22 protein-coding genes and 1 pseudogene are annotated in these 25892 nt (G+C 73.7%); 13 read left to right on the plus strand and 10 right to left on the minus strand.

Annotated features, from left to right (window positions below; translation table 11 throughout):
• Positions 1 to 302: 302 nt before the first annotated feature.
• From dhaK to ACFY04_RS18400, 3 genes are all read left to right on the plus strand, one after another.
• Complete coding sequence (dhaK, locus tag ACFY04_RS18390; protein WP_389117869.1) at positions 303 to 1307, plus strand: dihydroxyacetone kinase subunit DhaK; 1005 nt, start codon at positions 303 to 305, stop codon at positions 1305 to 1307.
• A 51-nt stretch (positions 1308 to 1358) separates the two neighbouring features.
• On the plus strand, positions 1359 to 1973 hold the full coding sequence (gene dhaL, locus ACFY04_RS18395) for a dihydroxyacetone kinase subunit DhaL (protein WP_389117871.1): 615 nt from the start codon (positions 1359 to 1361) through the stop codon (positions 1971 to 1973).
• An 89-nt stretch (positions 1974 to 2062) separates the two neighbouring features.
• Positions 2063 to 2455 (plus strand): PTS-dependent dihydroxyacetone kinase phosphotransferase subunit DhaM, encoded by a 393-nt coding sequence (locus tag ACFY04_RS18400; protein WP_389118147.1) that lies wholly within the window; start codon positions 2063 to 2065, stop codon positions 2453 to 2455.
• 128 nt (positions 2456 to 2583) lie between these two features.
• Here ACFY04_RS18400 and ACFY04_RS18405 read toward each other — a convergent pair whose 3' ends face one another.
• Complete coding sequence (locus tag ACFY04_RS18405; protein WP_389117872.1) at positions 2584 to 2970, minus strand: RNA-binding S4 domain-containing protein; 387 nt, start codon at positions 2968 to 2970, stop codon at positions 2584 to 2586.
• Between the two features lie 135 nt (positions 2971 to 3105).
• Here ACFY04_RS18405 and ACFY04_RS18410 point away from each other — a divergent pair, with 135 nt between their 5' ends.
• The 3 genes from ACFY04_RS18410 to ACFY04_RS18420 all read left to right on the plus strand — a co-directional run bounded on the left by ACFY04_RS18410 (position 3106) and on the right by ACFY04_RS18420 (position 6586).
• A complete protein-coding gene (locus tag ACFY04_RS18410; protein ID WP_030730138.1) occupies positions 3106 to 3501 on the plus strand; it encodes a molybdopterin-binding protein in 396 nt (131 codons plus the stop codon).
• Positions 3502 to 3658: 157 nt separating this feature from the next.
• Entirely contained in the window at positions 3659 to 4453 is a 795-nt protein-coding gene (modA, locus tag ACFY04_RS18415) for a molybdate ABC transporter substrate-binding protein (protein ID WP_389117875.1), read from the plus strand.
• Between the two features lie 144 nt (positions 4454 to 4597).
• Positions 4598 to 6586, plus strand: a complete 1989-nt coding sequence (locus ACFY04_RS18420; RefSeq protein WP_389117877.1) for an ABC transporter permease — start codon at positions 4598 to 4600, stop codon at positions 6584 to 6586.
• A gap of 149 nt (positions 6587 to 6735) precedes the next feature.
• Here the strand turns inward: ACFY04_RS18420 and ACFY04_RS18425 are convergent, their stop codons facing one another.
• From ACFY04_RS18425 to ACFY04_RS18435, 3 genes are all read right to left on the minus strand, one after another.
• Positions 6736 to 8805, minus strand: a complete 2070-nt coding sequence (locus ACFY04_RS18425) for a SpoIIE family protein phosphatase (protein WP_389117879.1) — start codon at positions 8803 to 8805, stop codon at positions 6736 to 6738.
• A 170-nt stretch (positions 8806 to 8975) separates the two neighbouring features.
• A complete protein-coding gene (locus ACFY04_RS18430; protein ID WP_389117880.1) occupies positions 8976 to 9662 on the minus strand; it encodes a response regulator in 687 nt (228 codons plus the stop codon).
• A gap of 44 nt (positions 9663 to 9706) precedes the next feature.
• Entirely contained in the window at positions 9707 to 10900 is a 1194-nt protein-coding gene (locus ACFY04_RS18435) for a sensor histidine kinase (protein WP_389117882.1), read from the minus strand.
• A 126-nt stretch (positions 10901 to 11026) separates the two neighbouring features.
• On the opposite strand from ACFY04_RS18435, the gene ACFY04_RS18440 reads away from it, so the two are divergent.
• Positions 11027 to 11275 carry a hypothetical protein gene (locus ACFY04_RS18440; RefSeq protein ID WP_389117884.1) on the plus strand — a complete coding sequence of 83 codons (249 nt, stop codon included), beginning with the start codon at positions 11027 to 11029 and terminating at the stop codon, positions 11273 to 11275.
• A 522-nt stretch (positions 11276 to 11797) separates the two neighbouring features.
• Here ACFY04_RS18440 and ACFY04_RS18445 read toward each other — a convergent pair.
• Positions 11798 to 13045, minus strand: a pseudogene (locus ACFY04_RS18445) (DUF6777 domain-containing protein); the annotation flags it as partial.
• Positions 13046 to 13138: 93 nt separating this feature from the next.
• Here ACFY04_RS18445 and ACFY04_RS18450 point away from each other — a divergent pair.
• Positions 13139 to 14434, plus strand: a complete 1296-nt coding sequence (locus ACFY04_RS18450) for a streptophobe family protein (protein ID WP_389117885.1) — start codon at positions 13139 to 13141, stop codon at positions 14432 to 14434.
• A gap of 48 nt (positions 14435 to 14482) precedes the next feature.
• On the opposite strand, the gene ACFY04_RS18455 is transcribed toward ACFY04_RS18450, so the two are convergent.
• From ACFY04_RS18455 to ACFY04_RS18465, 3 genes are read right to left on the minus strand one after another with little or no spacing between them, the layout of a single operon-like run.
• Positions 14483 to 15529 carry a serine/threonine-protein kinase gene (locus ACFY04_RS18455; protein WP_389118148.1) on the minus strand — a complete coding sequence of 349 codons (1047 nt, stop codon included), beginning with the start codon at positions 15527 to 15529 and terminating at the stop codon, positions 14483 to 14485.
• Positions 15526 to 16254, minus strand: coding sequence for a hypothetical protein (locus ACFY04_RS18460; protein WP_389117887.1), 729 nt, complete (start codon positions 16252 to 16254; stop codon positions 15526 to 15528). The genes ACFY04_RS18455 and ACFY04_RS18460 overlap by 4 nt, the downstream gene beginning before the upstream one ends.
• A gap of 5 nt (positions 16255 to 16259) precedes the next feature.
• On the minus strand, positions 16260 to 18641 hold the full coding sequence (locus tag ACFY04_RS18465; RefSeq protein ID WP_389117889.1) for an FHA domain-containing protein: 2382 nt from the start codon (positions 18639 to 18641) through the stop codon (positions 16260 to 16262).
• Positions 18642 to 18820: 179 nt separating this feature from the next.
• On the opposite strand from ACFY04_RS18465, the gene ACFY04_RS18470 reads away from it, so the two are divergent.
• From ACFY04_RS18470 to ACFY04_RS18490, 5 genes are all read left to right on the plus strand, one after another.
• Positions 18821 to 19885, plus strand: coding sequence for a cation diffusion facilitator family transporter (locus ACFY04_RS18470; protein WP_389117892.1), 1065 nt, complete (start codon positions 18821 to 18823; stop codon positions 19883 to 19885).
• Positions 19886 to 19942: 57 nt separating this feature from the next.
• Positions 19943 to 20422, plus strand: coding sequence for an NUDIX domain-containing protein (locus tag ACFY04_RS18475; RefSeq protein WP_389117894.1), 480 nt, complete (start codon positions 19943 to 19945; stop codon positions 20420 to 20422).
• Positions 20423 to 20470: 48 nt separating this feature from the next.
• Positions 20471 to 21724, plus strand: a complete 1254-nt coding sequence (locus tag ACFY04_RS18480) for a Tm-1-like ATP-binding domain-containing protein (protein WP_389118149.1) — start codon at positions 20471 to 20473, stop codon at positions 21722 to 21724.
• Between the two features lie 144 nt (positions 21725 to 21868).
• A complete protein-coding gene (locus tag ACFY04_RS18485; RefSeq protein WP_389117897.1) occupies positions 21869 to 23491 on the plus strand; it encodes a serine/threonine-protein kinase in 1623 nt (540 codons plus the stop codon).
• Positions 23488 to 24114 carry a hypothetical protein gene (locus ACFY04_RS18490; RefSeq protein WP_389117899.1) on the plus strand — a complete coding sequence of 209 codons (627 nt, stop codon included), beginning with the start codon at positions 23488 to 23490 and terminating at the stop codon, positions 24112 to 24114. Before ACFY04_RS18485 ends, ACFY04_RS18490 begins: the two co-directional genes overlap by 4 nt.
• Here ACFY04_RS18490 and ACFY04_RS18495 read toward each other — a convergent pair.
• Positions 24092 to 24436 (minus strand): DUF6191 domain-containing protein, encoded by a 345-nt coding sequence (locus ACFY04_RS18495; RefSeq protein WP_389117901.1) that lies wholly within the window; start codon positions 24434 to 24436, stop codon positions 24092 to 24094. The genes ACFY04_RS18490 and ACFY04_RS18495 overlap by 23 nt on opposite strands.
• A 159-nt stretch (positions 24437 to 24595) precedes the next feature.
• Positions 24596 to 25885 (minus strand): ATP-binding protein, encoded by a 1290-nt coding sequence (locus ACFY04_RS18500; protein ID WP_389117902.1) that lies wholly within the window; start codon positions 25883 to 25885, stop codon positions 24596 to 24598.
• Between the last annotated feature and the right edge of the window lie 7 nt (positions 25886 to 25892).

Genomic DNA, 25892 nt, shown 5'->3' on the forward strand with positions numbered 1-25892 from the left:
GCAGCGGCGAGCCCGGCCAGGGCGCGCAGTTCGCCGGCAGCGCGGCCTGAGCCCTGTGCCACGCCCGAGACACCGTCTGCCTGTCGCTGCGGGGCGGGCTCCCTTACGGTCGACGTGAGCGGTGTGCCGTCAGCATGGCGTCTGACGGAACGTCATTGAAGTCGGCGAGAGGTCGGCATCAGTACCGCCGGAAACCGCTTTCAGGCACCGTGAACCACCAGGGCAGATATTCATACCTACACACTCTGACCTGCGAAGACACTGCTCAGAAAGTCACCTGTTCACCTCGCCGGGAGATACGCATGAGGATGCTGATCAACAGTCCGCAGACCGTGGTCACCGACGCCCTGCGCGGGATGGCGGCCGCCCATCCCGAGCTGGACGTCGACGTGGAGCGGCGGGTCGTCGTACGGCGCGACGCGCGGGCCGGCGGGCGGGTCGGGGTGGTGTCCGGGGGCGGGTCCGGGCACGAGCCGCTGCACGCCGGGTTCGTGGGGTACGGGATGCTGTCGGCCGCGTGTCCCGGGGAGGTGTTCACCTCGCCGGTGCCGGACCAGATGGTGCGGGCGGCCGCGGCGGTGGACTCCGGCCAGGGGGTGCTGTTCGTCGTCAAGAACTACACCGGGGACGTGCTGAACTTCGAGATGGCCGCCGAGCTCGCCGAGGAGGACGGCCTGCGGATCGAGCGCGTCCTGGTCGACGACGATGTCGCGGTGACCGACAGCCTGTTCACCGCCGGGCGCCGTGGTACCGGGGCCACCCTGTTCGTCGAGAAGATCGCCGGGGCGGCCGCCGAGGAGGGGGCGCCGCTGGAGCGGGTCGCCGCGCTCGCCCGGCGGGTCGACGCGCGCTCGCGGAGTTTCGGGGTGGCGCTGAGCGCGTGCACCACTCCCGCGAAGGGCAGCCCGACCTTCGACCTGCCCGACGGGGAGCTGGAGTTGGGCATCGGCATCCACGGCGAACCGGGCCGGGAGCGGCGCCCGATGATGTCGGCGCGGGAGATCGCGGAGATCGCGGTGGGCGCCGTACTGGAGGAGCTGGCGCAGATCGGTCCGGCCGACGGGCCGGTCCTGGCACTGGTCAACGGGATGGGGGCGACACCGTTGCTGGAGCTGTACGGGTTCCACGCGGAGGTGGCGCGGGTGCTGGCCGAGCGCGGTGTGCCGGTGGCGCGGGCGCTCGTCGGCAACTACGTCACGTCGCTGGACATGGCGGGGTGTTCGGTGACGCTGTGCCGGGCCGACGAGGAGGTGCTGCGGCTGTGGGACGCGCCCGTCCGGACCGCGGCGCTGCGCTGGGGTCTCTGAACGTATGGTGTCGGTGGGACTGGCCAGACGGGTGCGAGGCGAGGAGATCCAGTGCGTGACGCAGAGTTCTTCCGGCGCTGGATGGCGGCCGCCGCGGCCGCTGTGGAGCGGGAGGCGGACCGGCTGACCGAGCTCGACTCCCCCATCGGTGACGCCGACCACGGGAGCAATCTGCTGCGGGGTTTCACGGCCGTGCTCGCCGCCCTGGAGGCGGAGCCGACGGCGGCGGCCCCGGGCGCGGTGCTCCAGCTGGCCGGGAGGACGCTGATCTCGACGGTCGGCGGGGCGTCGGGGCCGCTGTACGGAACCCTGTTGCGGCGCACGGGCAAGGCACTCGGTGAGTCGGCCGAGGTGTCGGACGCAGAGCTGCGTGAGGCCCTCTCCGAGGGGATCGGGGCGGTGGCGCAGCTGGGCGGGGCGGCGCCGGGGGACAAGACGATGCTGGACGCGCTGGTGCCGGGGGTGGCCGCGCTGGGTACGTCGTACCGGGCGGCCGGGAGCGCGGCGGAGAACGGGGCGCTGGCGACGGTGCCGATGCAGGCGCGCAAGGGGCGGGCCAGCTATCTGGGCGAGCGGAGCATCGGCCACCAGGATCCGGGGGCGACCTCGTCGGCGCTGTTGCTGGGAACGCTGGCGGACGTGGCGGAATCGGCGGGTGCGCAGTGACGGGCGAGCGCCCGGGGCCCGGCTCCGGCTCCGGCTCCGGTTCCGGTTCCGGTTCCGACTCCAACTCCGACTCCGGCCCTGGCCCGGCCCTGGTCGGCATCGTGCTGGTGTCGCACAGCGCGCGGGTCGCGGAGGCGGTGGCGGAGCTGGCGCGCGAGCTGGCGGCCGGCGGACCCGTGGCCCCGGTGGCCGCGGCGGGCGGCACGGCCGTCGGCGGGCTCGGCACGAGCACGGAGCGGATCGTCGCGGCCGCCCGGGAGGTGGACCGGGGCGCCGGGGTGGCCCTGCTGGCCGACCTGGGGAGCTCGGTGCTGACGGTGAAGGCCCTGCTGATGGAGGACGAACTCCCGCCGGGGTCAGAGCTGTTGGACGCGCCGTTCGTCGAGGGCGCGGTGGCGGCGGTGGTGACCGCGTCCGCCGGAGCCCCGCTGACGGCGGTCGCGGCGTCCGCCGCCGACGCGTACACGTACCGCAAGACCTGACCGCAAGGCCTGACCGGACGGCCTGGACCGCAAGGCCTGGACCGCCCGGCCTGCACCGGAAGGCCTGGACCGCAAGGCCTGACCGCGGGCGCCGCGGGCAGGCCGACCGGGACCTTGCGGGGAGACCTCTACGGACGTCCGCGGAGGACTTCGATCTCGCGGCGCTCGCGCTTCGTCGGACGGCCCGCTCCCCGGTCGCGGATGCCGACCACGGCGGCTTCCACGGGCGTCGGCGGCGGCGGGCTGTTGTCGATCAGACATTCGGCGGCGGCCGGGGCGCCGACCCGCTTGGACACGGGCCGCTTCACGACGACGATCCGCTCGCGCCCCGCGTGGAAGAGCCGCACCTCGTCCCCCGCGCGCACGGGCTGCGCCGGCTTGGCGCGCTCCCCGTTGACCTTCACGTGGCCCGCCCGGCAGGCGGTCGCCGCGATCGAGCGGGTCTTGGTCAGGCGCACGGACCAGATCCACGCGTCGACCCGTACCGTGCCCGTTCCCGTTCCCTCATCAGCCATGCCCCCGACTCTAGCGAGCCGGGCCCGGCGGAACGGAACGAGTTTTGGCAGATGCGCCAAGAAGTATGGCATCTGCCATGGAGATCAGGCCAAGAGAATTGCAAATGCGCCACAAGTGGCCCTACGTTGTCGCCCATGCAGTCCTACACCATCGGACAGGCGGCGCGCCTGCTGGGCGTCAGCCCGGACACCGCCCGCCGCTGGGCCGACGCCGGCCGGGTCGTGACCCATCGCGACGAAGGCGGCCGACGCCTGATCGACGGACGCGACCTGGCCGCGTTCTCCGTCGAGGTGGGCCAGGGCGCCCACCTCGAGGACGGGGAACCGTACACCTCGGCGCGCAATGCCTTTCCCGGCATCGTCACAGCCGTCAAGCTCGGCGACGTGGCCGCTCAGGTCGAGATCCAGGCAGGTCCCCACCGCCTGGTCTCCCTGCTCACCCGTGAGGCCGTCGAGGAGCTCGGGCTGGAGGTCGGCATGCAGGCCACCGCCCGCGTGAAGTCCACCAGCGTGCACATCGACCGCACCTGATCCGGACGGCGCCGCCCGCCGTCCACCCGCGGTCCCCCGCACCACCCGCTCGGCACCACCGAACGTCCCCACCCGCTCCGCCCGTCACCGGCGCGGGTCACCACCACGCGGTTCCGGCACCAGGCCGGCCGCCGACCCGACCGAGGAGCACCTGCTCATGTCCCCGATCACGATCCGCCGTCGTACCGCCGCCGCCGCACTGACCGCCGCCCTGCTCGTGCCACTGGCCGCCTGCGGCAAGAGCGACGACAAGGCCGCCACCGCCGGCACCACCCCCGAGCCGAAGGCCGTGAACCTCACGGTGCTGGCCGCCTCCTCCCTCACCGACGTCTTCAAGACCGCGGGTGCGGAGTACGAGAAGACCCACCCCGGCACGAAGATCACCTTCTCCTTCGCCGGCTCGCAGGAGCTCGCGGCCCAGGTCAAGCAGGGCGCCCCGGCCGACGCTCTGGTCACCGCCGACACCAAGACCATGGACGGGCTGAAGGCCGAGACCGGCGACGCCACCGTCATCGCCAAGAACCGTCTGGTCATCGCGGCCGGCAAGACCAACCCGTTCAAGATCGACGAGCTCAAGGACCTCGCCGACACCAAGATCAAGGTCGTGCTCGCCGCGCCCGAGGTCCCGGTCGGCCGCTACAGCAAGCAGATCCTCGACGCCCAGAAGATCGAGGTGAAGCCGGTCTCCCAGGAGCCCAACGTCCGTGCCGTGCTGAGCAAGGTCGAGCTCGGTGAGGCCGACGCCGGTCTCGTCTACAAGACCGACTCCGCCAAGTCCGGCGACAAGGTCGTCACCGTGGAGATCCCGGACGACCAGAACGCCGTGGCCTCCTACCCGGCCGCCACGCTGAAGCAGTCCAAGAACGCCACGGACGCGGCCGCCTTCGTGGCCTGGCTGAGCACGCCCGAGGCGCAGAAGATCCTCCAGGACGCGGGCTTCCAGAAGGCGTAACCGCCGTACGCCCCACGCCCCCTGAGGGGCTGCCTGGACCGGGGGGACAGGAAGCCCCTCTCGGCGTTCTCGCGGACGGGCCCCTGGACCCGCCGCCGGCCGCCTACGCTTCCCCCGCAGCCGACACCCCAGCCAGGAACCCTCATGAGCAGACTCCGCAGCCGAACCGGCACGCACAGCGGCACACGCGTCCGCACCCGTGCCCGCACCCGGCCCCCGTTGGCCCTGGCGCTCCCCGCGCTGCTCGCCGTCGCGTTCCTGCTGCTGCCGCTCATCGGCATCCTCGTCCGCACGCAGTGGGGCGAGCTCGGCGACCACCTCACCAGCCCCGGCGTGGTCGAGGCCCTGAAGCTCTCGCTCGTGGTGTCCCTGTGGGCCCTGGCCCTCTCGCTGCTCCTCGGCGTACCGCTCGCCTGGCTGCTGGCCCGCGTGGAGTTCAAGGGCAAGGCCCTCGTCCGCTCGCTCGTCCTGCTCCCGATGGTGCTGCCGCCGACCGTAGGCGGTGTCGCCCTGCTCCTCGGCTTCGGCCGGCGCGGGCTGCTCGGGCCCTGGCTGGAAGGCACCTTCGGGATCACCCTGCCGTTCCACACGTCGGGCGCCGTCGTCGCGGCCACGTTCGTCGCCATGCCGTTCCTGGTGATCAGCCTCGAAGGCGCGCTCGGCGGTCTCAGGCAGAGCTACGAGGACACCGCCGCCTCGCTCGGCGCCTCGCCGGTCCGGGTGTTCTTCACCGTGACCCTGCCCATGGTCGCCCCCGGCCTGATCGCCGGTGCGGCGCTGACCTGGGCCCGCGCGCTGGGCGAGTTCGGGGCGACCATCACCTTCGCGGGTAACCTGCCCGGTACCACACAGACCCTGCCGCTCCAGGTGTACCTGCTGCTGCAGGACAAGCCCGAGGCGGCCACCTCCGTCTCGCTGCTGCTCCTCGCGATCGCCATGGGCGTCCTGATCGCCCTGCGCGGACGCTGGACGGGCACTCCGGTGGCCCGCGAGGCCACTGCGCCGCCGGTCCCCGAGGAGCCGCCCGCCTCCGACGCCCGCACCACCACCCCGACCACCACCGGCGGCGACGACACCGCGGCGCCCCACGACAGCGGCCGCTGGCCCCTGCACGCCACCGTCACCGGCTTCACCGAGCTCACCCTCGACGCCGAACCCGGCACCACCATCGCCGTGGTCGGCGAGAACGGCGCCGGCAAGACCACCCTGCTGCGCGCCCTGCTCGGCCTCACCCCGCGCGCCCACGCCGAACTGCGGCTCGGCGACACCGACGTCACCGCCCTGCCCCCGCACAAGCGCCAGGTGGCCTGGGTGCCGCAGGACGGGGCGCTGTTCCCGCACCTGACCGCCGTGGCCAACACCGCGTACGGGCTGCGCGCCCGCGGGGTGCCGCGTGCGGAGGCCCGCCGCGACGCCCAGGCCTGGCTGAACCGGCTGGGCGTCCTGCACCTCGCCGACCGCAGGCCCGCCCAGCTCTCCGGTGGCCAGGCCCAACGGGTGGCGCTGGCCCGGGCGCTGGCCGCCCGCCCCCGGCTCCTCCTCCTGGACGAACCGCTGGCCGCACTCGACCAGACCACCCGGGCCCGGGTACGGCACACCCTGCGCACCCACCTGGCCGGCTTCGGCGGGGTCTGCCTCATCGTCACCCACGATCCCGTCGAGGCCGTGTCGCTGGCGGACCGGGTCCTCGTCCTGGCCGACGGCCGGGCCTTGCAGGACGCGCCGCCCACCGAGGTCACCCGGCACCCGCGTTCCCCGTGGGTGGCCCGGATGCTGGGGCGCAACGCCTGGCCGGGCACCGCGTCGGCCGACGGGCTCGCTCTCGCGGCGGGCGGTCGGCTGGTGGTCGCCGAGACGCTGCCCAAGGGGGCGACCGCACTGGCGATCATCGCTCCGGAGGCGGTCTCGGTGCACCGGGACCGCCCGGGCGGCAGCCCCCGCAACGTCTGGCCGGGCACCGTACGGGAGATCACCGCGGTCGGCAGCCGGCTGCGCGTGCTGATCGCCTCGGCCGCCGCGCCCGACCTGGTCGCCGAGATCACCCCCGACGCGGCGGCCGAACTGGGCATCGTGGAAGGCGCCGCGGTGTGGACGAGCGTGAAGGCCACCGAGGTCACCCTGGTACGCCTCTGACGGCGCGGGTCCCAGGCGGATCCCAGGCCCCGGATCCCCGGGCTTCGGATCACAGGGTCCCGGATCCCCCCGGGCCCGGATCCCAGAGGCGCCGGTCCCAGACCCCGGGTACCGGCGGCGCGCCGGGTCCGGACCGTTGCGCCCGGGCCTCAGCCGGCGTCCTCCGGGGCGGCCAGGGCGAACTCGCACCACACGCACTTCCCACCGCCCCGGGGCTCCACGCCCCACTCGTCCGCGAGGCGGTCCACCAGCATCAGCCCGCGTCCCGAGACCGCCCAGTCTCCCGCCTCGCGCCGCCTCGGCAGGGCGCTGCTGCTGTCCTCGACCTCGATCCGGATCCGGCCCTGCGCCGTGAGCCGCATGCTGACGTGGCCGCCCCCGTCCGTGTGGACCAGGGCATTGGTCATCAGCTCGTCCGCCGCCAGTTCGATCTCGTCGGCCCGGTGCCGCGCGCCCCAGGCGGCCACCGCCGCCCGGATCAGGTGCCGGGCCAGCGCCGGGGCCTTCGTGTCACCCGGTTCCAGCCGCTGCTGCAGCGGGCCCCCACCACGCGGGGTGGGAGTGCCGCGGCGGCGCAGGACGAGCATGGCCATGTCGTCCCCGCCACCCGAGTCGCCGACCAGGTCGCACAGCACGTCGGCGAGTTCCTCCACGTCGACCGGGCCGCTGTGGACCGCCGCCATGAGCTCCCGCATGCCGGTGTCCGAGTCGGCGCCGGGGCGTTCGATCAGGCCGTCGGTGCACAGCAGCAGGGTGTCCCCGGGGTGGAGTTCGAGGCTGGTGACGGGGTATCCGGAGCCGGTGCCCGACTGTTCGCGGGGCGGCAGGCCGAGCGGCAGCCCGCCGGCCACCTGGATCCGGTGGACGCTGCCGTCGCCGCGCCGTACGACGGGGTCGAGGTGCCCGGCGCGGACCAGCCGGGCCATCCCGGTGGTGAGGTCCACCTCGGCGTAGGTGCAGGTGGCGAACCGTTCCGTCTCCAGCTCGCGCAGGAAGGCCGACGCCCGGGCCATCGCCGCGCCCGGCGTGTGGCCCTCGACGATGTAGGCGCGCATCACGATGCGCAGCTGCCCCATGACGGCGGCCGCGTCCGTGTCGTGCCCCTCGACGTCGCCGATCATCACCCCGACCCGGCCCTCGCCGAGCGGGACCACGTCGTACCAGTCGCCGCCGATGTCCCGGCCCATCCGCGCGGACCGGTACCGCACGGCGATCCGCGCGCCCGGCACGTCCGGGATCCGGCGGGGCAGCATGGCCCGCTGGAGTCCCTCGGCCAGGTCGTGCTCCTGCTCGAAGAGGATGGCCCGCTGGAGGCTCTGCGCGACCCCGCTGCCGAGCGCCATCAGCAGGTTCCGCTCCTCGGCGGTGAAATCGCCGTCCCGCGTGTAGAGCAGCCCGAGCGCCCCGACGGGCCGGCCCTGGGCGATCAGCGGGAGATAGACGCCGCTGCGGACGGACAGCGGCTCGATGTACGGCCACAGGTCCGGGTAGCGCCGCTGGAACTCCTCCCGGGAGACCAGGAAGACCGACTGCATGGTGCGTACGGCCTCGCTCATCGGAAGCTGTGCGTCGATCCGCGTGTACTCGATCTCGGGTACGTACGAGCCGAGCTGCCCCTCCGCGACCAGGTGGATGCGGCCGCCGTCGACGACGCCCAGCATCACGCTGACGGCGCCGAGGTGGCCGAGGGCCTGCGGGTCCTTGAGGATGTCGGTCACGTCGTTGACGGTGCGGGCGTGGGCGAGGATGGCGGTGGTCCGCTCCACGACACCGGTCATCCGGCGCCGTCCCTCGATCTCCTCGCCGGCGGCGCCGGGCTCGCCGGGGTCGTGGGCGGCGTCGCGGAGGATCCCGATGACGCGGTACGGGCGACCGGACGGGTCCCGCAGGAGGTGCCCCTGGATGTGGGTCCAGGACGGCGAACCGTCGCGCCGGCGGCTGCGGACGTAGGCCCCGTAGTGGCTTCGGCCGTCCTTGATCGCCTGCGCGACCCGGGTGTCGAGCCGGGCCTCCTCACCGGCCGCGAGGCGGCTCCGGAGCCCGCCGGGGGTCCCGTCGTACTCGTCCGGGCGCAGGTCCAGTACCTCCAGGGCGGTGGGATCGAGATACATCCGACCGCTGTCGAGGTCCCAGTCGAATGTGCCCATGCGATTGAGCGCGAGGCTTGTGTCCGGCCGCGCCGGCCAGCCGACGTCGGGGTTCTCTGCCCTCCGGGCCATGCAGCCAGGGTCTCACTCTCGCCCGCCGGTGTCCCTGCGGGAGGCCCGGACACCCTCCGTGCCCGGCCCGCCACCCCGGCGGGTGCGCCCCGGCGACGGTGCGGCCGACGGCGGTGCGGCCGCGGAAGCGGCGGAAGCGGCGGAAGCGGCGGAACCGGCGGCCGGACGGTTCAGCGCGGTCCGCTGTCCGGCAGGGTCGCGTCATGGACCAACAGGGCGATCTGGACCCGGTTGTTGAGGTCGAGCCGGGTCAGGATCCGGGACACGTGGGTCTTCACCGTGGGCAGCGCCAGGTGGAGCTCCCGTCCGATCTCCGCGTTGGACAGACCCCGCCCGACCGCCAGGGCCACTTCCCGCTCGCGCCCGGCCAGCAGTGCCAGCCGGGCGCGGGCGGCACTCGTCCGGGCGTCCTGGCCGAAGTCGCCCGCCACCTGGTCGATGAGCCGACGGGTGACCGCCGGGGAGAGCACCGGGTCCCCGGCGGCCACCGTCCGGATGGCCGTCACGATCTCCTGCGGCGGGGTGTCCTTGAGGAGGAACCCGGCCGCTCCTGCCCGCAGCGCCCGCAGGACGTGCGCGTCGGTGTGGAAGGTGGTCAGGACCAGCACCTCCGGGGCTCCCGGCCGCGCCCGGAGCCGCTCGGTGGCGGCCAGCCCGTCGACGCCGGGCATCCGGATGTCCATCAGCACCAGGTGGGGTCCGTGCGCGTCGACCAGAGCGGGCACCTCCGCCCCGTCCGCGGCCTCCGCGACCAGCTCGATGTCCGGGGCGCCGCCCAGCATCAGGCGCAGTCCGGCCCGGACGATCGCATCGTCGTCGACCAGCAGTACGCGGATCACCGGCGCCTCGTCTTTCATGTCTCGTGGTCCCGTGTGTCGTGGTCCCGTGTCCTGCCCGTCGGTCAGCCCTGCCAGGGTAGCCAGGCCCGTACTTCGAAGCCGCCGCCGGCGGGGAGGGCGGTCAGTTCCCCACCGGCCAGCCGGGCGCGTTCGGCCAGCCCGATCAGCCCCTGCCCGCCGCTCTCGGCCGGCCCGGGGACCGGGCCCCGGGCCGGATCCGGTCCGGGGGGCCGGGTGTTGCGGACCTCCACCGTCAGCCCGTTGCCCGGGCTCCCGGTGACCCGTACGTCGGCGGCCGCGCCGGGCGCGTGCTTGCGTACGTTGGTCAGCGCCTCCTGCACGATCCGGTACGCCGTACGCCCCACCAGGGGTGGCGGCGCGGCCCCTTCGGGCGGTCCGGCCAGCCCGATCCGTCCGCCCGCGGCCCTCGCCTCCGCCACCAGCCGGGGGAGGTCCACCAGTTCCGGCTGCGGGCGCTCGCCGCCCTCCGCAGACCCTGCACCTGTACCCGTACCCGTGCCTGGCCCCGCCCGGAGTACGCCGATCACCTCGCGCAGGTCGTGCAGCGCCAGGTGGGCGCTCTCGCGCATCACCCCGGCGGCCCGCTCGATCTCCGCCCGCGGGGCGCCGGGATTGAACTCCAGGGCGCCCGCATGCACGCTGAGCAGCGACAGCCGGTGGCCGAGTACGTCGTGCATCTCGCGGGCGATCTCCTCCCTGGCCTCCATCCGGGCCCGCTCGGCCCGCGACTCCGCGTCCGCCTCGGCCAGCTCGGCGCGCTCGCGCAGCGAGGTGATGAGCTGTTGCCGGGACCGCCGGAACAGCCCCCAGCCGATGGCCCCGGCGATCAGGGCGAAGTACGTCACCGCCGAACCGGCCCGCTCCTCGGACATGTCCGGCAGCTGCCACAGGAAGAGGGGCAGCGGTCCGAAGACCAGGGCCGCCACCCATGCCGTGGCCTTCCACGGCCGGGTCGCGGCCACCGTGTACACCGCCACCATGGCCGGCCCGGTCAGGTAGTGCGCCACGCTGCCGGCCAGGAGCAGCACCACGGCCAGCTGGACCGGCGCGCGCCGCCGCAGCAGGACCGCCGCGCACCCCAGCCCGCCGGCCACCTGGTCGGCGGCCCGCCAGCCCGGGCCGAGGCTCTCCGCGACCGGGATGGACTGCGAGCTGACGGCGGCGAAGCAGGCGGCGAAGAGGAACAGGGCCAGGTCGGCGGCCCAGTCCCGGCGGGTGCGGTGGATACGGCGCATGTCCTGGGAATCTACGCGGGCGGGTGCGGGAGCGGGCGTGCTCGTCCCGTACCGAATACTTAAGTACGAGCGCGGGCAGCCCTAAGGCCGATGTCCGGCCCGGCGCCCGGTTCCTAACGTCGGAGCATGACCTCCACCTCACCGAAGTCCCCGAAGTCCCCGTTGGCCACCGTCACGGGTGTGCTCTGTTTCGTCCTCGTCGTCGGCGGCGCGAGCGGCCTGCTGCACGAGTGGCTCGGCTGGATCCGCTTCATGGGCTTCGTCCGGTTCCTCGCCCCCGACGGCTACGAGATCTACAGCTACATCGTCATGATCGTCCTCGGCCTCGCGGTGGGTGCCGCGGGCGACACCCTCACCCGCCGCGGCCAGGCCTGAATCCCGGTCCGCTGCCGCGGCGCCCGGTGACCGCGCCTCCTCCCCCCGGTACGGGGAAGGAGGCGCGGTCACGGACGGGAGCGGTCAGCTCTCCTGGGCCGGGCCCTCAGGCTCGGGCTGGGGAGCGGTCCGGGCCGGTTCCGGCTTCGGCTGCGGAGCGACCGACGGCGGGACGGACGGCGGGGCGGAAGGCCGCGGAGCGACCGACTGCGGGACGGAAGGCCGCGGAGCGGACGGGCGCAGAGCGGACGGGCGCGGCGCCGGAGACGCCACGGTCGGCGGAGCCGTGCGAGACGTGGGAGTCGCGGGCGCGGACTTCGGCGTCGGTGACACCGCAGCCGGCGAGGACGGCGGCTTCGACGGCGTCTCCGAGGCCGGCTTCGAAGGCGGCTTCGACTCGGCGGACGACTCCGAGGGCGCCGTCGAGGGGGACTCGGCCGGAGTCTTCTTCGGTGACTCCGACGGGGACTCCGAAGGAGACTTCGGCGGGGACTCGGAGGGGGTCTTCTTCGGTGACTCCGACGGGGACTTCGAGGGCGACTTCGACGGGGACTCCGAAGGAGACTTCGACGGAGATTCGGACGGGGACTTCTTCGGTGACTCCGAGGGCGACTTCGAGGGCGACTTCGAGGGGGACTTCGAGGGGGACTTCGAGGGGGACTTCGACGGTGTCGGCGTCGTCACGGACGTGCTCGGGGTCGGGGACGTCCCGGACGGGGTCGGCCTCGGCGAGATCCCTGACGGGGTCGGGGCCGTCACGGACGAGGTCGGTGTGATCACCGGGCTCGGGGTGAGCGGCGGCGTCGGGACCGGCGGCGGCGGAATCGGCCGGTCGGGCTTGGGCTTGCCCTGGTGGTCGCCCTTGGGGCGCTCGTACCACTGGTTGTCACGGTGGTCGTAGATCACGATCTTGGTGACGACGGTCGGCGCCGGTGCGATGGCCACCACCTTCGCCGGCTGGTACGAGGGCCACGTCTGCCCGAAACGCTTCGGGGAGGCCTTGAGCGGCACCGGCGGACCCAGCGGGTTCCCGCACGCGCAGCGCACCCGCGGCACGCCCCGGTCGTCCACCAGCACGGCCGTCCCGGCCTGGAGCACCGCCTGGTAGGGGACGAGCTTGCCGTCCCGGTAGCTGTGGTTCGTCACCCGGGTGTCCATCCGCAGCTGCACCGAGGTGAGCGAGCGGAGGTAACCGGGAACGGCGGCCGGCTGGATGCCCTGCGCCTGGGCGAAGGCCGCGTTCTTGGCGGGATCCGCGCTCAGCGATCCGATCAGCTTCTCGACGTCACAGCTGGCGACGTTCCTGGTGCCGCCGTACACGCCCGGCGCGGAACCGCTGACGCTCCTGGTACCCACCGGCCCGGTCGGGCTGGCGCTCGGGCTGACCGTGCCCTGGGGAGAGGGCGGCGGGCTCTCCGGCGGGGGCGGCGCGTCCTTCACCACCGTGGACTCAGTGAAGGGGTCGGGGCCGGAGGCGGCGACCGGCTGGAGGAACACCTCGCCGCCCGCGTTGTCGGCCTTCCCGCCGGGCCGGGTGAGGACCACGGCCAGAGCCACGACCGCCGCCACCGCGACCAGCGCGGTGACGAGCCGTGGCACGGAGCGCCACCAGGGACCTCCTGCCGGTCCGGGGGCCGGTCCTCCGGGCCCACCCGGCGGCGCCGGCGGCGGCGGTGGCGGAGGCCCCTGCTGCCCGCCCGAGAGCGGGCCTGACGGCGGCCCGGTGGGGCGTTCTGAAGACGGCGGTCGGCCGGAGGGCTGTGTGGTCACGGGCTCTTCTTCCCAGGAGGAGTGAGTTCCCCGGGGACCATTGTGTGCGCCGTCCGGGTGGTGCCCGCAAGCCGGGGATGTCACGGTGGCAGGGTGAGTCGGACGCCGGAATCGTCATCGTCGGGGGGCTCCGCGAGGGCTTGGCGGGACGCCCTCGTCGCCGTCGTCGCGGGATTCGTGGTGATGGGCGCGGTCGCCGCAGCCGGGCTGATGTGCGCGGGCGCGGGCGGCCTTCCGGGCGGCGCGTTCCCGCATGTGGTCGCCGCGGTCGTGGTGATGGCGGCGGGCGGTTCGCTGGAGGTGTCGGGCGGTGCCGGTTCACTGGCGGGGGCGGAGGTGAGCCTGTCGGTGGTCCCCCTCTCGGTGAGCCTGGCCGGCGCCCTCGTGACCGGCTGCCTCTTCCTGCGCCCCCTGCACAACCGGGCCGTGGCCCGGCCCCGCGAACTCATCGGCCGCGCGGTCCCGCTGGTCGTGCTGTGGCTGCTCGCCCTGACCGGCGCCGCCTTCCTGGCCCGCGAGACCTTCGGCATCTCCACCGGCGACTCGCCCATCGGGACCATCACCGAACTCCTGGACTCCGCGCCCACGGTGGGCTTCCAGGCAGACCTGCCGGCCACCCTCCTGTACGGACTGCTGTGGATCCTCGGCCTGTTGCTGATCGCCCTGCTGGTCTCGCGCCGCGCCCCGCTGCCGGCCCGGCTGGTCCGCTTCCACACGGCGCTGCGCCCGGCCGCCTTCGCCACGATGCTGCTGCTCCTCGCCTACGTCGTCCTCGGCATCGGGGTCGGCGTGGTCGTGGCCGCCACCCAGGGCCATGCCGACCGGACCTTTGCCGTGATCCTGCTCGGGCTGCCGAACCTCGTCTGGCTCGCGCTCACCCTGGGCTTCGGCGGCGCCTGGGAGGGCAACGTGGAGGGACCCTTCGGGCTGCCGATGCCGCAGTTGCTGGACCAGGTCCTGCGTGGCTCCGACCCGTCCCGGATCGACGTGGCCGCGCTCGCGGAGCAGGACTCCCGGGCCTGGTGGCTGGTGGCGGTGGCCGCCGTCATGCTGCTCGGCACGGGCGTACTGGCCGCCGTGCGCTCCCCCGCCCACGTCCGCCCCTGGCAGCACGCCCTCCATCTGGGCGTGGCCCTGGCCCTGGCGACCCTGGCGGTCTGCCTGCTGGGACGGATCCAGGCGCAGTTCGGCCTCTCCCTGCTGGGTATCGGTGAGGTGGACGGCCTCGGCGGCCAGGTCCAGCTGCAGCCCGTGCTGTGGCGCAATGTCGGTCTCGGGCTCCTGTGGGGCGCGGTGGCGGGATTCCTGGGTGCTCTGCTGGCCCGTCCGCTGCACCGCGGCGGGCGGGTCGACGAACCGGCCGCCGCGACCCGCGCGGCACCCGAGTAGGTGGAACGGGCCGAGCAGGCCGAACAGGCCGAACAGGCCGGGAGCGGCTCAGGCCGTCCCCCTGGACGCCGGCAGGCGGAACACCGGCAGCGCCCAGGGCGGAACCGGCGGCGGGGCGGGCAACCCGGGCCGAGCGGGCTGCGCCGCCTCACCGAACGCCTCGCCCGCCACGCCCGGCTCGCCCGCCTCGTCCGTCGTCGGCGGCCGGCCGCCCTCCCCCGCCCGCCGCAGGGCTCCGGTGAACTCCAGACAGCTGTTCCACCGGTCGTCCGGCGACTTGGCCAGCGCCTTCGCCAGTACCGCGTCCACCTCCTCCGGCAGCCCGGGCCGCCGCGAGCTCAGCGGTGGCGGGGGGTCGTACTGGTGGGCCCACAGCAGGGCGATGTCGTCGTCCCGCTGGAAGGGCGGTTCCCCGGCGAGGGCCTCGTAGACGACGCACCCCAGGCTGTAGACGTCGCAGCGGCCGTCCACCGGCTTCCCGGAGATCTGTTCCGGCGCCACGTAGGTCACGGTCCCGACGAACTGCCCGTCGGTCGTGAACCCGGTCAGCGACAGCGACTTCTTCGTCAGCCCGAAGTCCGTGAGGTAGGCGTGTTCCGGGTGGTCCCGGTCCGTGCCCGGGGCGATCAGGATGTTGCCCGGTTTCACGTCCCGGTGGACCAGGTCGTGAGCGTGGGCGGCGTCCAGCGCGGAGGCCACCTGGCCGGCGATCCGCGCGGCCGTCTCCACCGGCAGCGGGCCCGTCCGGTCCAGCATCACCCGCAGGTCCGGTCCCTCGACGAGGCGCATGGCGATGTAGAGCAGGCCGTCCGCCTCCCCCGCCTCGAACACGGGCACGATGTGCGGGTGCTCGATGGTCGCGGCCACCTTCGACTCGTGGGCGAACCGCTTCCTGAAGGTGTCGTTCCGGGCCAGCTCGGGGGCCAGCAGTTTCAGTGCCACCCGCCGGTCGAGTCGCAGGTCACGCGCCTCGTAGACGACGGCCATGCCGCCGCGCCCGATCTCGCTCTCCACCAGGTACCCGGCGATCTGCTTCCCGCGCAGGTCGGTGGGGGACCCGCCGGCGGGCTCCGCCCGTTCCTCGTCCACCGTCAGCCGCCTCCGGGGTCGCGGGTGTCCACGATCCGCGTCGGGTCATGGGCCGCCGCCCGGTCGGGCTGCTTCCCGGGGCCTTCGCGCGGGACTCCGACCACGTCGGTCGGTGGCGGTTCCCTGCGTACGGCGGCCCCGCCGCCCGGATCCGTGTCCGCGGGCGGTGCCGCGGGCGGCGGCTGCGGCCCGGGTTCGGGCGCGGGCGCGGACGGGCCGCCCGGGCCGGCGACGACCGCGTAGGTGCTCATGCGGTCGCCGTCGTCGTACAGCCACCGGCCGGACTTCTCGTCGTAGAGCCACACCGACTCCCCGTCGATGACCACCCCGGCCCGCAGCCCGCGCACCGAGCGGCGGAAGGCGTCGGCGTCGATCCGTCCCGAGGCGAGCTCGTCGACGGCCCGCCGGTAGCGTTCCAGGGCCTCGGAGCCGCGGGTGAGCAGCGGCCGCGGGTCCTCGGAGCGGACCGGGGGGCGTCCCCCGGCCGTCGGCGGCGGGTGCGGCACGGCGACCAGCAGCCGCCCGTCCACCCAGGCGGACCACCCGTTGGCGCACAGGACCTCCCCCCACTCCCCGCGCCGGGACAGCAGCTGCACGGGCAGGAACGGGTCCAGGGGCACGGTCGGCCGGGTGACGTCGGGACCCTCCCAGGCGGGCAGTCCCTCCTGCGGCACCACATGCGTGGGCCGGAAGTCCGCCACCTCGCCTCCGGGTCCCAGCGGGCTGCTCATAAGGCCTACTTCCGCATGATGGTCGGCTCGTGGCGGCGCAGCAGCCGGACGACCAGCACGCCGAACAGCACGGACAGGACGACGAGCATGCCCATTTCGAGGAGCCACAGGTGGGCCTCGTGATCGAACAGCGGATCCTGGGTGATCTTGCCGGGCACGATCGCGCCGAGGTCGATGGTGCCCGCCATCGCTCCCATGGCCCACCGGGCCGGCACGAACCAGGCCAGCTGTTCGATGACGGGGACGCCGGTGAGTTTCAGCAGGGAGCCGCAGAAGACGACCTGGACGATCGTGAGGAGGACCAGCAGCGGCATGGTGACCTCCTCCTTGGTCACCAGGGCGGAGATCAGCAGGCCGAGCAGCATCGCGGTGAGGGACAGCAGGGCGACGGCGAGGGTGATCTCCAAGAGAGGCGGCATGAAGAGGCCGCGGCCGCCGGGGGCGTTGATGGTGACGCCCGCGAGGCCCACGAGGGTCAGGACCACGGCCTGGGCGACGGTGATCGCGCCGAGGACGACCACCTTGGACATCAGGTAGGCCGACCGGGACAGGCCGACGGAGCGCTCGCGCTGGTAGATGACGCGTTCCTTGACGAGTTCGCGCACCGCGTTGGCGGCGCCGATCAGGACTCCGCCCACACACAGGATGAACAGGGCGTTCAGGGCCGTCTCGGCGTTGAGGGTGTTGCCGGCCAGTGCCCGGGTCATGGCGCCCATGACGAAGGGCAGCGCGACCATGATGATCAGGAAGGTGCGGTCGGACCTGAGCACGGCGGCGTACCGGCGGATCAGGGTGGAGAGCTGGGAGCCCCAGCTCTGGGCCTTGGGCGGCGGCTGCGGCGGGACGCCGGCGGCCCGTTCGGCCTGCGCCGTGAGCGGGGGCCGGCCGGCGGTGACGTCGACGTGGCGGCGGTGCAGCGGCGAGGCCCGGTACTCCCCGGCCCAGTCGCGGTCGCGCTGGTTCTCGAAGGCCTCGAAGGCCTCGGGCCACTGTTCGAAGCCGAAGAAGTCGAGGGCCTCTCCGGGAGCGCCGTAGTACGCGATGCGCCCGCCGGGCGCGAGGACCAGGAGGCGGTCGCAGCCTTCGAGGTTGAGCACGCTGTGGGTGACGACGATGACCGTGCGGCCGTCGTCCGCGAGGTCGCGCAGCATGTTCATCACCGAGCGGTCCATGCCGGGGTCGAGTCCGGAGGTGGGCTCGTCCAGGAAGAGCAGGGACGGCTTGGTAAGCAGTTCCAGGGCGACGGAGACGCGTTTGCGCTGGCCGCCGGAGAGGCTGTGGATGGGCTGGTCGGCGCGCTGTTCGAGGCCGAGTTCACCGATCACCTCGTCGACCCGGGCCTCGCGTTCGGCCTTGGCGGTGTCCTGCGGGAAGCGCAGTTCGGCGGCGTAGGTGAGGGCGCGCCGGACGGTGAGCTGGGAGTGCAGGATGTCGTCCTGCGGGACGAGGCCGATGCGGCTGCGCAGTTCGGCGTAGTCACGGTAGAGGTCGCGTCCGTCGTACAGGACGGTGCCCTGGTCTGCGGGTCGCAGGCCGGTCAGGGCGCCGAGCAGGGTGGACTTGCCGGCTCCGCTGGGGCCCACGACGGCGAGCAGGCATTTGGCGCCGACCGGGAAGGAGACCTGGTCAAGGAGGATCTTGCGGCCGTGGTCGACGGCCACGGTGAGGCCCTGGACGTCGAGGGAAACCTCTCCGGTGTCCACGTACTCCTGGAGCTGGTCGCCGACGAGGCAGAAGACCGAGTGGCCGATGCCGACGATGTCGCCCTCGGTGACGGGGGTGGCCCGGGTCACGGCGGCGCCGTTGAGGTAGGTGCCGTTGTGGCTGCCGAGGTCGACGATCTCGTAGCTCCCGTCGGCGAGGGCGTGCAGCTCGGCGTGCCGGCGCGAGACGGTGAGGTCGTCGACGACGAGGTCGCTCTCGGGGGCGCGGCCGATGCGGACGGCGGTGCGGACGGGCAGCGGACGTACGGTCGTCGGCTGCCGGAAGGTGCCGGTCATGGCCGGGTTCGCGACCTGGGAGGGGCGGCCGGTGCCGGGCGCGGGGGGTGGTTCGGGCGTCGGCGGCGCGGGACCGATGACGGCGGCGCGCGGCCCGTCGTCGACGCTGCCGAATCGCAGCTCGGTGCCGACGCCGACGCTCCACTCGTGGACGCGGTGGCCGTCGGCGAAGGTGCCGTTGGTGCTGCCCTCGTCCTCCAGCGTCCAGTGGTCGCCGTCCGGGCGCAGGATCGCGTGGTGCCAGGAGACGCGGGCGTCGTCGAGGCAGATCTCGCAAAGGGGGTCCCGACCGACGTGGTAGATCCGGTCGGGATCCATCTCGGTGGCGCCCCAGTCTGTCACCAGGACGAGCTGGGGCGCGGTCGGCACACTTGGGCGCTGGACCATGACCAGATTTTCCCACGATCGCGAAGGTCCGGCACCGGTCGGACATCACCGCAGGTCAGAGGCCTCTTATGGGTAATGACAACGGTCCCCGTTGCAGCCTTTGCCGATCCCGCCGGGGTGCGCTTCACTTCACGCGACGGACCCGAACACACGGGCGCCGCGACGAGACGGGGGACGCCATGAGTGGGCACGACCACGCGCACGACGGCCACGGACACGGGAGCGGCGACGGACGCGGAAACGGGTCCGCGGGCCACGACCACGGCCACGGCCACGGTCCCGGAGGGCACAGCCACGGCGTGGCGGCCGACGCCGACCGGCGCTGGCTGGCGATCGCGCTCGCCCTGATCGGCGGGTTCATGGCCATCGAGGTGGTCGTCGGCGTCATGGCCAACTCGCTGGCGCTGATCTCCGACGCGGCCCACATGCTGACCGACGCGGTCTCGATCGTGCTGGCGCTGATCGCCATGCGGCTGGCCGCGCGCCCCGCCCGCGGCGGCTTCACGTACGGCCTCAAGCGGGCGGAGATACTCTCCGCCCAGGCGAACGGGCTGACGCTGATCCTGCTGGCGGTCTGGCTGGCGTACGAGGCGGTGCGGCGGCTGATGGACCCGCCGCCGGTGGAGGGCGGGCTGGTCGTGTTGACGGCGCTCGCGGGCATCGCCGTCAACGTGGCCGCGGCCTGGTGCATCTCCCGGGCGAACCGTTCCGCGCTCGTCGTCGAGGGCGCCTACCAGCACATCCTGAACGACCTCTTCGCCTTCATCGGCACCGCCATCGCCGGCCTGATCGTGCTGACCACCGGTTTCCGGCAGGCGGACGCGATCGCCACGCTGGTCGTGGTGGTGCTGATGATCAAGGCGGGTTACGGGCTGGTCCGCGAGTCCGGCCGGATCCTCCTGGAGGCCGCCCCGGCCCATGTGGACCCGGACGCGGTCGGCGACCGGCTCGTCGGGCACCCGCCCGTCACCGAGGTGCACGACCTGCACATCTGGACGATCACCTCGGGCCAGGCGGCACTGTCCGCGCACGTGCTGGTGGAGCCGGCGGGCGACTGCCACGCCGTCCGCCGGGACCTGGAGCGGCTGCTCGACAAGGAGTACGGGATCACGCACACCACCCTTCAGGTGGACCACGCGCAGGAGTCCCTGCTCACGGTCGGCCGCGCGGGCGGAGGCCCGTCCGACGCGCACTGCGCGGACGCGCACGGTCCGGTCCACCGGCAGGGCCCGCACGACCACTGACCGCGGAACCCGTACCCGCATCACTGGCCGGGGTCCGTACGGGGCATGGATGTACCCATGACGCACAAACGCAGTGCCGGACTGCTCCTCTTCCGGCGGACCGGTCCGGAGCCGGAGCCCGGTGTCGAGGTACTCCTCGGACATATGGGCGGCCCGCTCTGGGCCGGGCGGGAGACCGGGGACTGGGCCATCCCCAAGGGTGAATACGGGCCGGAGGAGACTCCGCGGGACGCGGCCCGCCGTGAGTTCACCGAGGAGATCGGGCTGCCTCCGCCGGAGGGCGAGTACCTGCCGCTGGGCGAGGTACGTCTGACCAGCGGAAAGCTGGTGACCATCTGGGCGGTGGAGGCGGATCTCGACCCCGCGCTGATGGTGCCCGGGACCTTCTCGATGGAGTGGCCTCCGCACTCCGGGAACGTCCAGGAGTTCCCGGAGCTGGACCGGGTGGCCTGGTTTGCTCCACCACTGGCGCGAAACATGCTGATGCCATCCCAACTCCCTTTCGTCGAGCGCCTGTTGGAGCTCCTGAAGGTTTGACCCACACTTGCACTTGCCAACACCCTTACCTGCATGGACATTGCACACATGACGAACGTCGTGCTGGTGGGAACCTTGGACACCAAGGGTGTGGAGTACGGCTGGCTGCACGAGAGGCTGCTGCGCGCCGGAGTCGAAGTGGTACTGGTCGACACAGGAATCATGGGCGAACCCCGGGTACCCGCCGACGTGCCGCGTGACGCGGTGGCCCGGGCGGCCGGAACGGAACTGTCGGAACTGCGCACGGCCGCCGACCGGGGTGCGGCCGTGACCACCATGGCGAGGGGCGCGGAGGCGACCCTCTTACGCCTGCACGCCGAGGGCAGGCTGCACGGGGTACTCGCCATCGGCGGGAGCGGCGGCACCTCCATCGCCACCCGGGCGATGCGCGCCCTGCCGCTGGGCGTACCGAAACTGATGGTTTCGTCCATGGCGTCCGGGGACGTCCGCCCCTACGTGGGCTCCTCGGACATCACCATGATGTACAGCGTGGTGGACATCGCGGGGATCAACAGCATCTCCGCACCGGTCCTGGCGAACGCCGTGGCGGCGATCACCGGGATGGCCCGGGCCTACGCCCGCACCTCCGCGGAGGGCCACCCGCCCCGGCTGGGCGCGGGCGCCCGCCCCCTGGTCGCGGCGAGCATGGCGGGCGTGACCACGGCCGGGGTGGACGCGGCGCGCGAACGGCTGACGGAACTCGGCTACGAGGTGCTGGTCTTCCACGTCAGCGGCACCGGGGGCCGCACCCTGGAGACCCTGGCCGGCCAGGGGATCTTCGCGGGCGTCCTCGACCTCACCCTCAGCGAGCTCGCCGACGACCTGTGCGGGGGCATCCTCACCGCGGGCCCGGACCGGCTCAGCGCGGCCGGGCGGGCCGGAATCCCGCAGGTGGTGAGCCTGGGGGCGCTGGACATGGTGAAGTTCGGCCCGCTGGAGAGCCTGCCCCGGAAGGTCCGCGACCGGGGCGTCCACGTCCACAATCCGTCCATCACGGTGACCCGTACGACCGCGGCCGAATGCGCGGAGCTCGGCCGCCGGGTCGCCGCCAAACTGCGCGCGGCGAACGGCCCCACGGCGGTCTGCGTCCCGCTCCGTGGACTGTCCACGCTCGGCGCACCGGGCGGGCCGTACCATGACGCCGGCGCGGACCGGGCCCTGTTCTCGGCGCTGCGCGAGGGCCTGCGGGGCAGTGCCACCAGGCTCTACGACTACGACACACACATCAACGATCCGGCCTTCGGGCGGGCGGCAGCCGACCGGCTGCACGCCATGATCGGCGCCCTGTCGGCCGCGGCCTGAGCCGTCCGCCCCGGTCGGGAACCGGCCACGGCGGAAATCACGTCCCAGGGGGCGTCCGGTCCGGGGAGGGCCGGTGGACGCCGGTCCGGGACCGGTCGTCCGAGCGATGCGGCGGCGCCACACGGCAGGCAGGGGGCAGAAACGATGAACGACACGCGGGCGGCATGGTCGGTCCCCGGTTACACCGAGGTCCGTGAGCTCGGTTCGGGCGGCAGCGGCCGCGTGGTGCTCGCCGTCCACGACGGCACGGGCACCCCCGTCGCGGTGAAGTACCTCAGCGACCGGCTGCGCCAGGATCCGGCGTTCGTCGGGGAGTTCCGGGCCGAGGCCCGCCTCCTGGGCGGGCTGGAGACCCCGTACGTGGTCAGGCTGTACGAGTACGTGGAGGCGTCCGGCGGCGCGGCCATCGTCATGGAGCTGGTGGACGGCATCTCCCTGCGCGCGCTGCTGAAGCAGTCCGGGCGAGCGGATGCCGAGGCCGCGCTGGTGGTCCTCAAGGGGTCCCTGCTCGGGCTCGCGGCGGCGCACCGGGCGGGCGTCGTCCACCGGGACTACAAGCCGGAGAACGTACTGGTCGCGCCGGACGGCTCGTCCAAGCTGGTGGACTTCGGGATCGCGGCGAACCGGGGCAGCACGCCCGGCGTGGCCGGAACTCCCGCCTACATGGCTCCGGAGCAGTGGCAGGGCCGGCCGGCCTCGCCCGCGGCCGACGTGTACGCGGCGACGGCGACCTTCTTCGAGTGCCTCACCGGCCGCAAGCCCTACGACGGGGAGAACTTCGCCGAGCTCGCCGTCCAGCACATCGAGGCGCCGGTACCGGAGACGGAAGCACCCGAGCCCGTCCGTCCGCTGATCCGGCGCGGCCTCGCGAAGGCACCCGAGCAGCGGCCGGAGAACGCCGAGGCGTTCGTGGCCGAGCTGGAAGGCGTGGCACTGGCGGCGTACGGGCCCGAGTGGGAGGAGCGCGGACAGCGCAAGCTGGCGGCGCTGGCCGCCTTGCTGCCGCTGCTGTTCCCCTCGGCGGGCGGCACGGCGGCGGGTACCACCGCGTTCGCCACGACCACGGTGCCCAGCGGTTCCGGCTGGGCTCCGGGGCGCCGCGGCTGGCTCGCGGCGGGCGTGGCGCTGGTGCTGGGAACCGTGCTGATCCTGACGACGGACGCGATCGGCGCGGCCCCGGACGCGGCCTCGGCGGTAAGCGCCTTCGCCACGACGAGCGCGGCCCCGCCCGGCTCGGCCTCGCCGATCCCGAGCCCGAGCCCGACGGACTCCGCCTCCCCTTCGCCGAGTCCGAGCCCCTCGGCGTCCCCGAGCCCCTCGCCGTCCACGTCCACGTCTCCGTCGGCTTCTCCGTCGGGGTCGACGAGCCCCACCCCGAAGCCGACGGTCAGCTGGCCGCCCACGCCGACCCCGACCCCGACCCCGACGCCCACACCGACGCTGAAGGTCACGGACGTCTCCGTGTCGCTCAAGACCGGCGTCTACCGGGGCGACGCGACGATTTCGGTCACCTCCCAGGGCACGGGCTCGGTGACCGTGACGGTGGAGTGGTTCCTGGGCGGCGCGCAGGGCTCCTACTCCGTCCCGGACGGCGCGGAGTCGTTCGTCGTCCCGGCCGGCTCGACGGCCACCCAGGTCAGGTCCCACACCTTCACACGCGACCGTGGCTGCCACGGCGGCGTCCGGGTCACCACCAAGCCCACCGCCGGGAACAAGTCCGCGTCGGCCTCGCAGTACCTGCTGCGTTGCCAGGAGGTACCCCGATGAGCGGTTCCGGCGCCCCCGAGGGCGACGACTACAGCGCCACCGTCCTCGGCAGCCACTGGTTCAGCGGCCCCCCGGACACGACCAAGAGGATGGCTCCCGAGGAGGTGGCTCCCGACCGGGTCGAGGGCTCCGTGCTCCGGTTCGGGCCCGGGGTCACCGCGGCCATGCCCGCGCCGTTCCCCGTCGACGCCTCGATGGCGGTCGCGTCGGCGCCCCGGCGGCGCCGCCTGGCCGGTCTGCGGCGGTACGCCCTCGCGGCGCTCGTCCTGGCCGCGGTCCTCGCGTACCTCGGGTGGCAGCGGCTGGGGCCCGGCATCGAGGTCCGGGACGTGGCCGTGAGTACCGATCCCAAGGGCCCGGCCTGTGACGCGGCGGCCGATGTGGTGGCCGTGGTGGCGACCAACGGGCGCCCGGGCGTCCTCACCTACCGGTGGGTGCGCAGCGACGGCACCCGGTCCGAGCAGCTGACCGAGCGGGTGCCGCGCGGGCAGCGGGAGGCCCGGCTGCACCTGCTGTGGACCTTCCGGGGCACGGGGAGCTACCCGGCGAAGGCGGAGTTGCAGCTGGTGTCGCCCGGTCGGCGCACGGCCGCGGTGGACTTCACGTACCGCTGCTCCCCGTAGCGGGCCCGGCCGCGGTACCGGGCAGCCGGATGACGGCGAGTCCGCCGTCGAGGTCGACCCGGGTGCGCGGCGGTGCGCCGTCCTCCTCGTCGTCGCGCATGACGAGGGCGCTCTGCCGCTCCTTGAGCTCGTTCTGCTTGCCCGGCGAGAAGCTGGCGTGCAGCTGCTCGAAGCCGGTGGCGGATATCTGTCCCTGGCGGCCGTTCCACCGCCAGGGCAGCAGCCCGGCGCGGCCCGCGCGGACCAGCGCCAGGTCGAGGAAGGCCATGGCGGTGAGCACCAGAGCCAGACCGGGAAGGGTCATGAAGATGACGAAGCCCATGCGGCGACGGTAGCCGAAGCCGGGCCTCGGCCGTCCGGCCGAGGCGGCCGCCGCGTCCGCGCGGGAGGCCCGCGGCCCCTTCGGGGAGTGGCCGCGGGCCGTTTCGCATTCCGCCCCCGCCGCAACCGGGGGACGGAGGTCAGGGGGCTCCGACCGGGGTCAGAACCGGGCGTGCGCGGTGATGTCCGCCTCGAACTCGCCCGTCATCGCCGGGGTCACCGTCGGCCTGCACTGCCGGACCGCCGCCAGGTAGTCCTCCGTGGTCGCGCCCAGCTGCGCGGCCGCCGCGCCCCGCGCGCCCACCGCCTCCAGGTCCCGCTCGAAGGACACCTGCGCCGCGATCCGCGCCGCGTGCTCGATGTCGGCCGGCGTGAACAGCTCGGTGGCCGCCACCAGGGCGTTCACGTCGACGTCCGCGCGGCCCGCCGTGTAGCGGGACCAGATGGCGGCGCGCGCCACGGAGTCCGGGGTGCCGATCGGGATGAGGTAGTCGAAGCGCCCGGGCCGCAGGAAGGCCGGGTCGAGGGAGCGGATGGAGTTGGTGGCGCACACCAGCAGCCGCTCGTCGCCCTCCCGGAAGCCCGGTATCAGCTTCAGCAGCTCGTTCGTCACCCCGTGGATCCCGCCGGGCTGCGCGGGCTCGGTGCGTACCGGTGCGATCTCCTCGACCTCGTCGATGAAGACGAGTACGCGCTCCAGCTCGGCGATCCGGGCGAACGCGTCGCGCAGTGCGGCCGCCAGGTTGCCCTCGCCGGCGAGGCGGGAGGGCAGCAGTTCCACGAAGGGCCAGCCGAGCCGGGAGGCGATGGCCCGGGCGAAGGTGGTCTTGCCGGTGCCGGGCGGGCCGAAGAGGGTGATGGCGCGCGGCGGCCGCACCCCGTGCGAGGCGGCCCGCTCGGGCTCGGCGAGCGGCAGCACCACGCGCCGCTCGATGAGGTCCTTCTCCTTCTCCATACCGGCGACCTCGGTCCACAGGTCGTTCGGCAGGAAGCGGCCGCCGAGGTCGTCGAGGAGGCCCGCGGCCGGTCCGTGCAGCGGCTCGGTCTTCTCGAAGTAGGCGACGGCCGGCTGCCGGGTGTATCCGGCGTTGAGGAGGCCCTCGCCGAGCATGTCCTCCTCGGGCAGGACGTACGCGATGCGGCCGACGCGCGCGGCGATGAGCCGTCGCTCCAGTTCGACGAGCAGGGCGCTGGCCAGGCCCCGGCCGCGCCAGCCGGCGGCGATCGCGATGCGCATGACCCAGGCCCGTTCGCCGGTGACGCAGGCGAGCGCCGCGCCGATGGGGACGCCCTGGTGGACGGCGACCACGCAGGGCTGGCGGCCGGTCAGTGCGCTGATGCACTCGGCGAGCGAGAAGACGGACTCCTGTCCGAGTTCGGCCGTGGTGTCGATCAGATGGACCACCGCTGCGAGATCGCTCTCGCGGTAGTCGTGGATGAGCCAGTTCACCGGGTAC

The sequence above is a fragment of the Streptomyces sp. NPDC001549 genome, assembly GCF_042894025.1.
Lineage (GTDB): Bacteria > Actinomycetota > Actinomycetes > Streptomycetales > Streptomycetaceae > Streptomyces > Streptomyces kutzneri.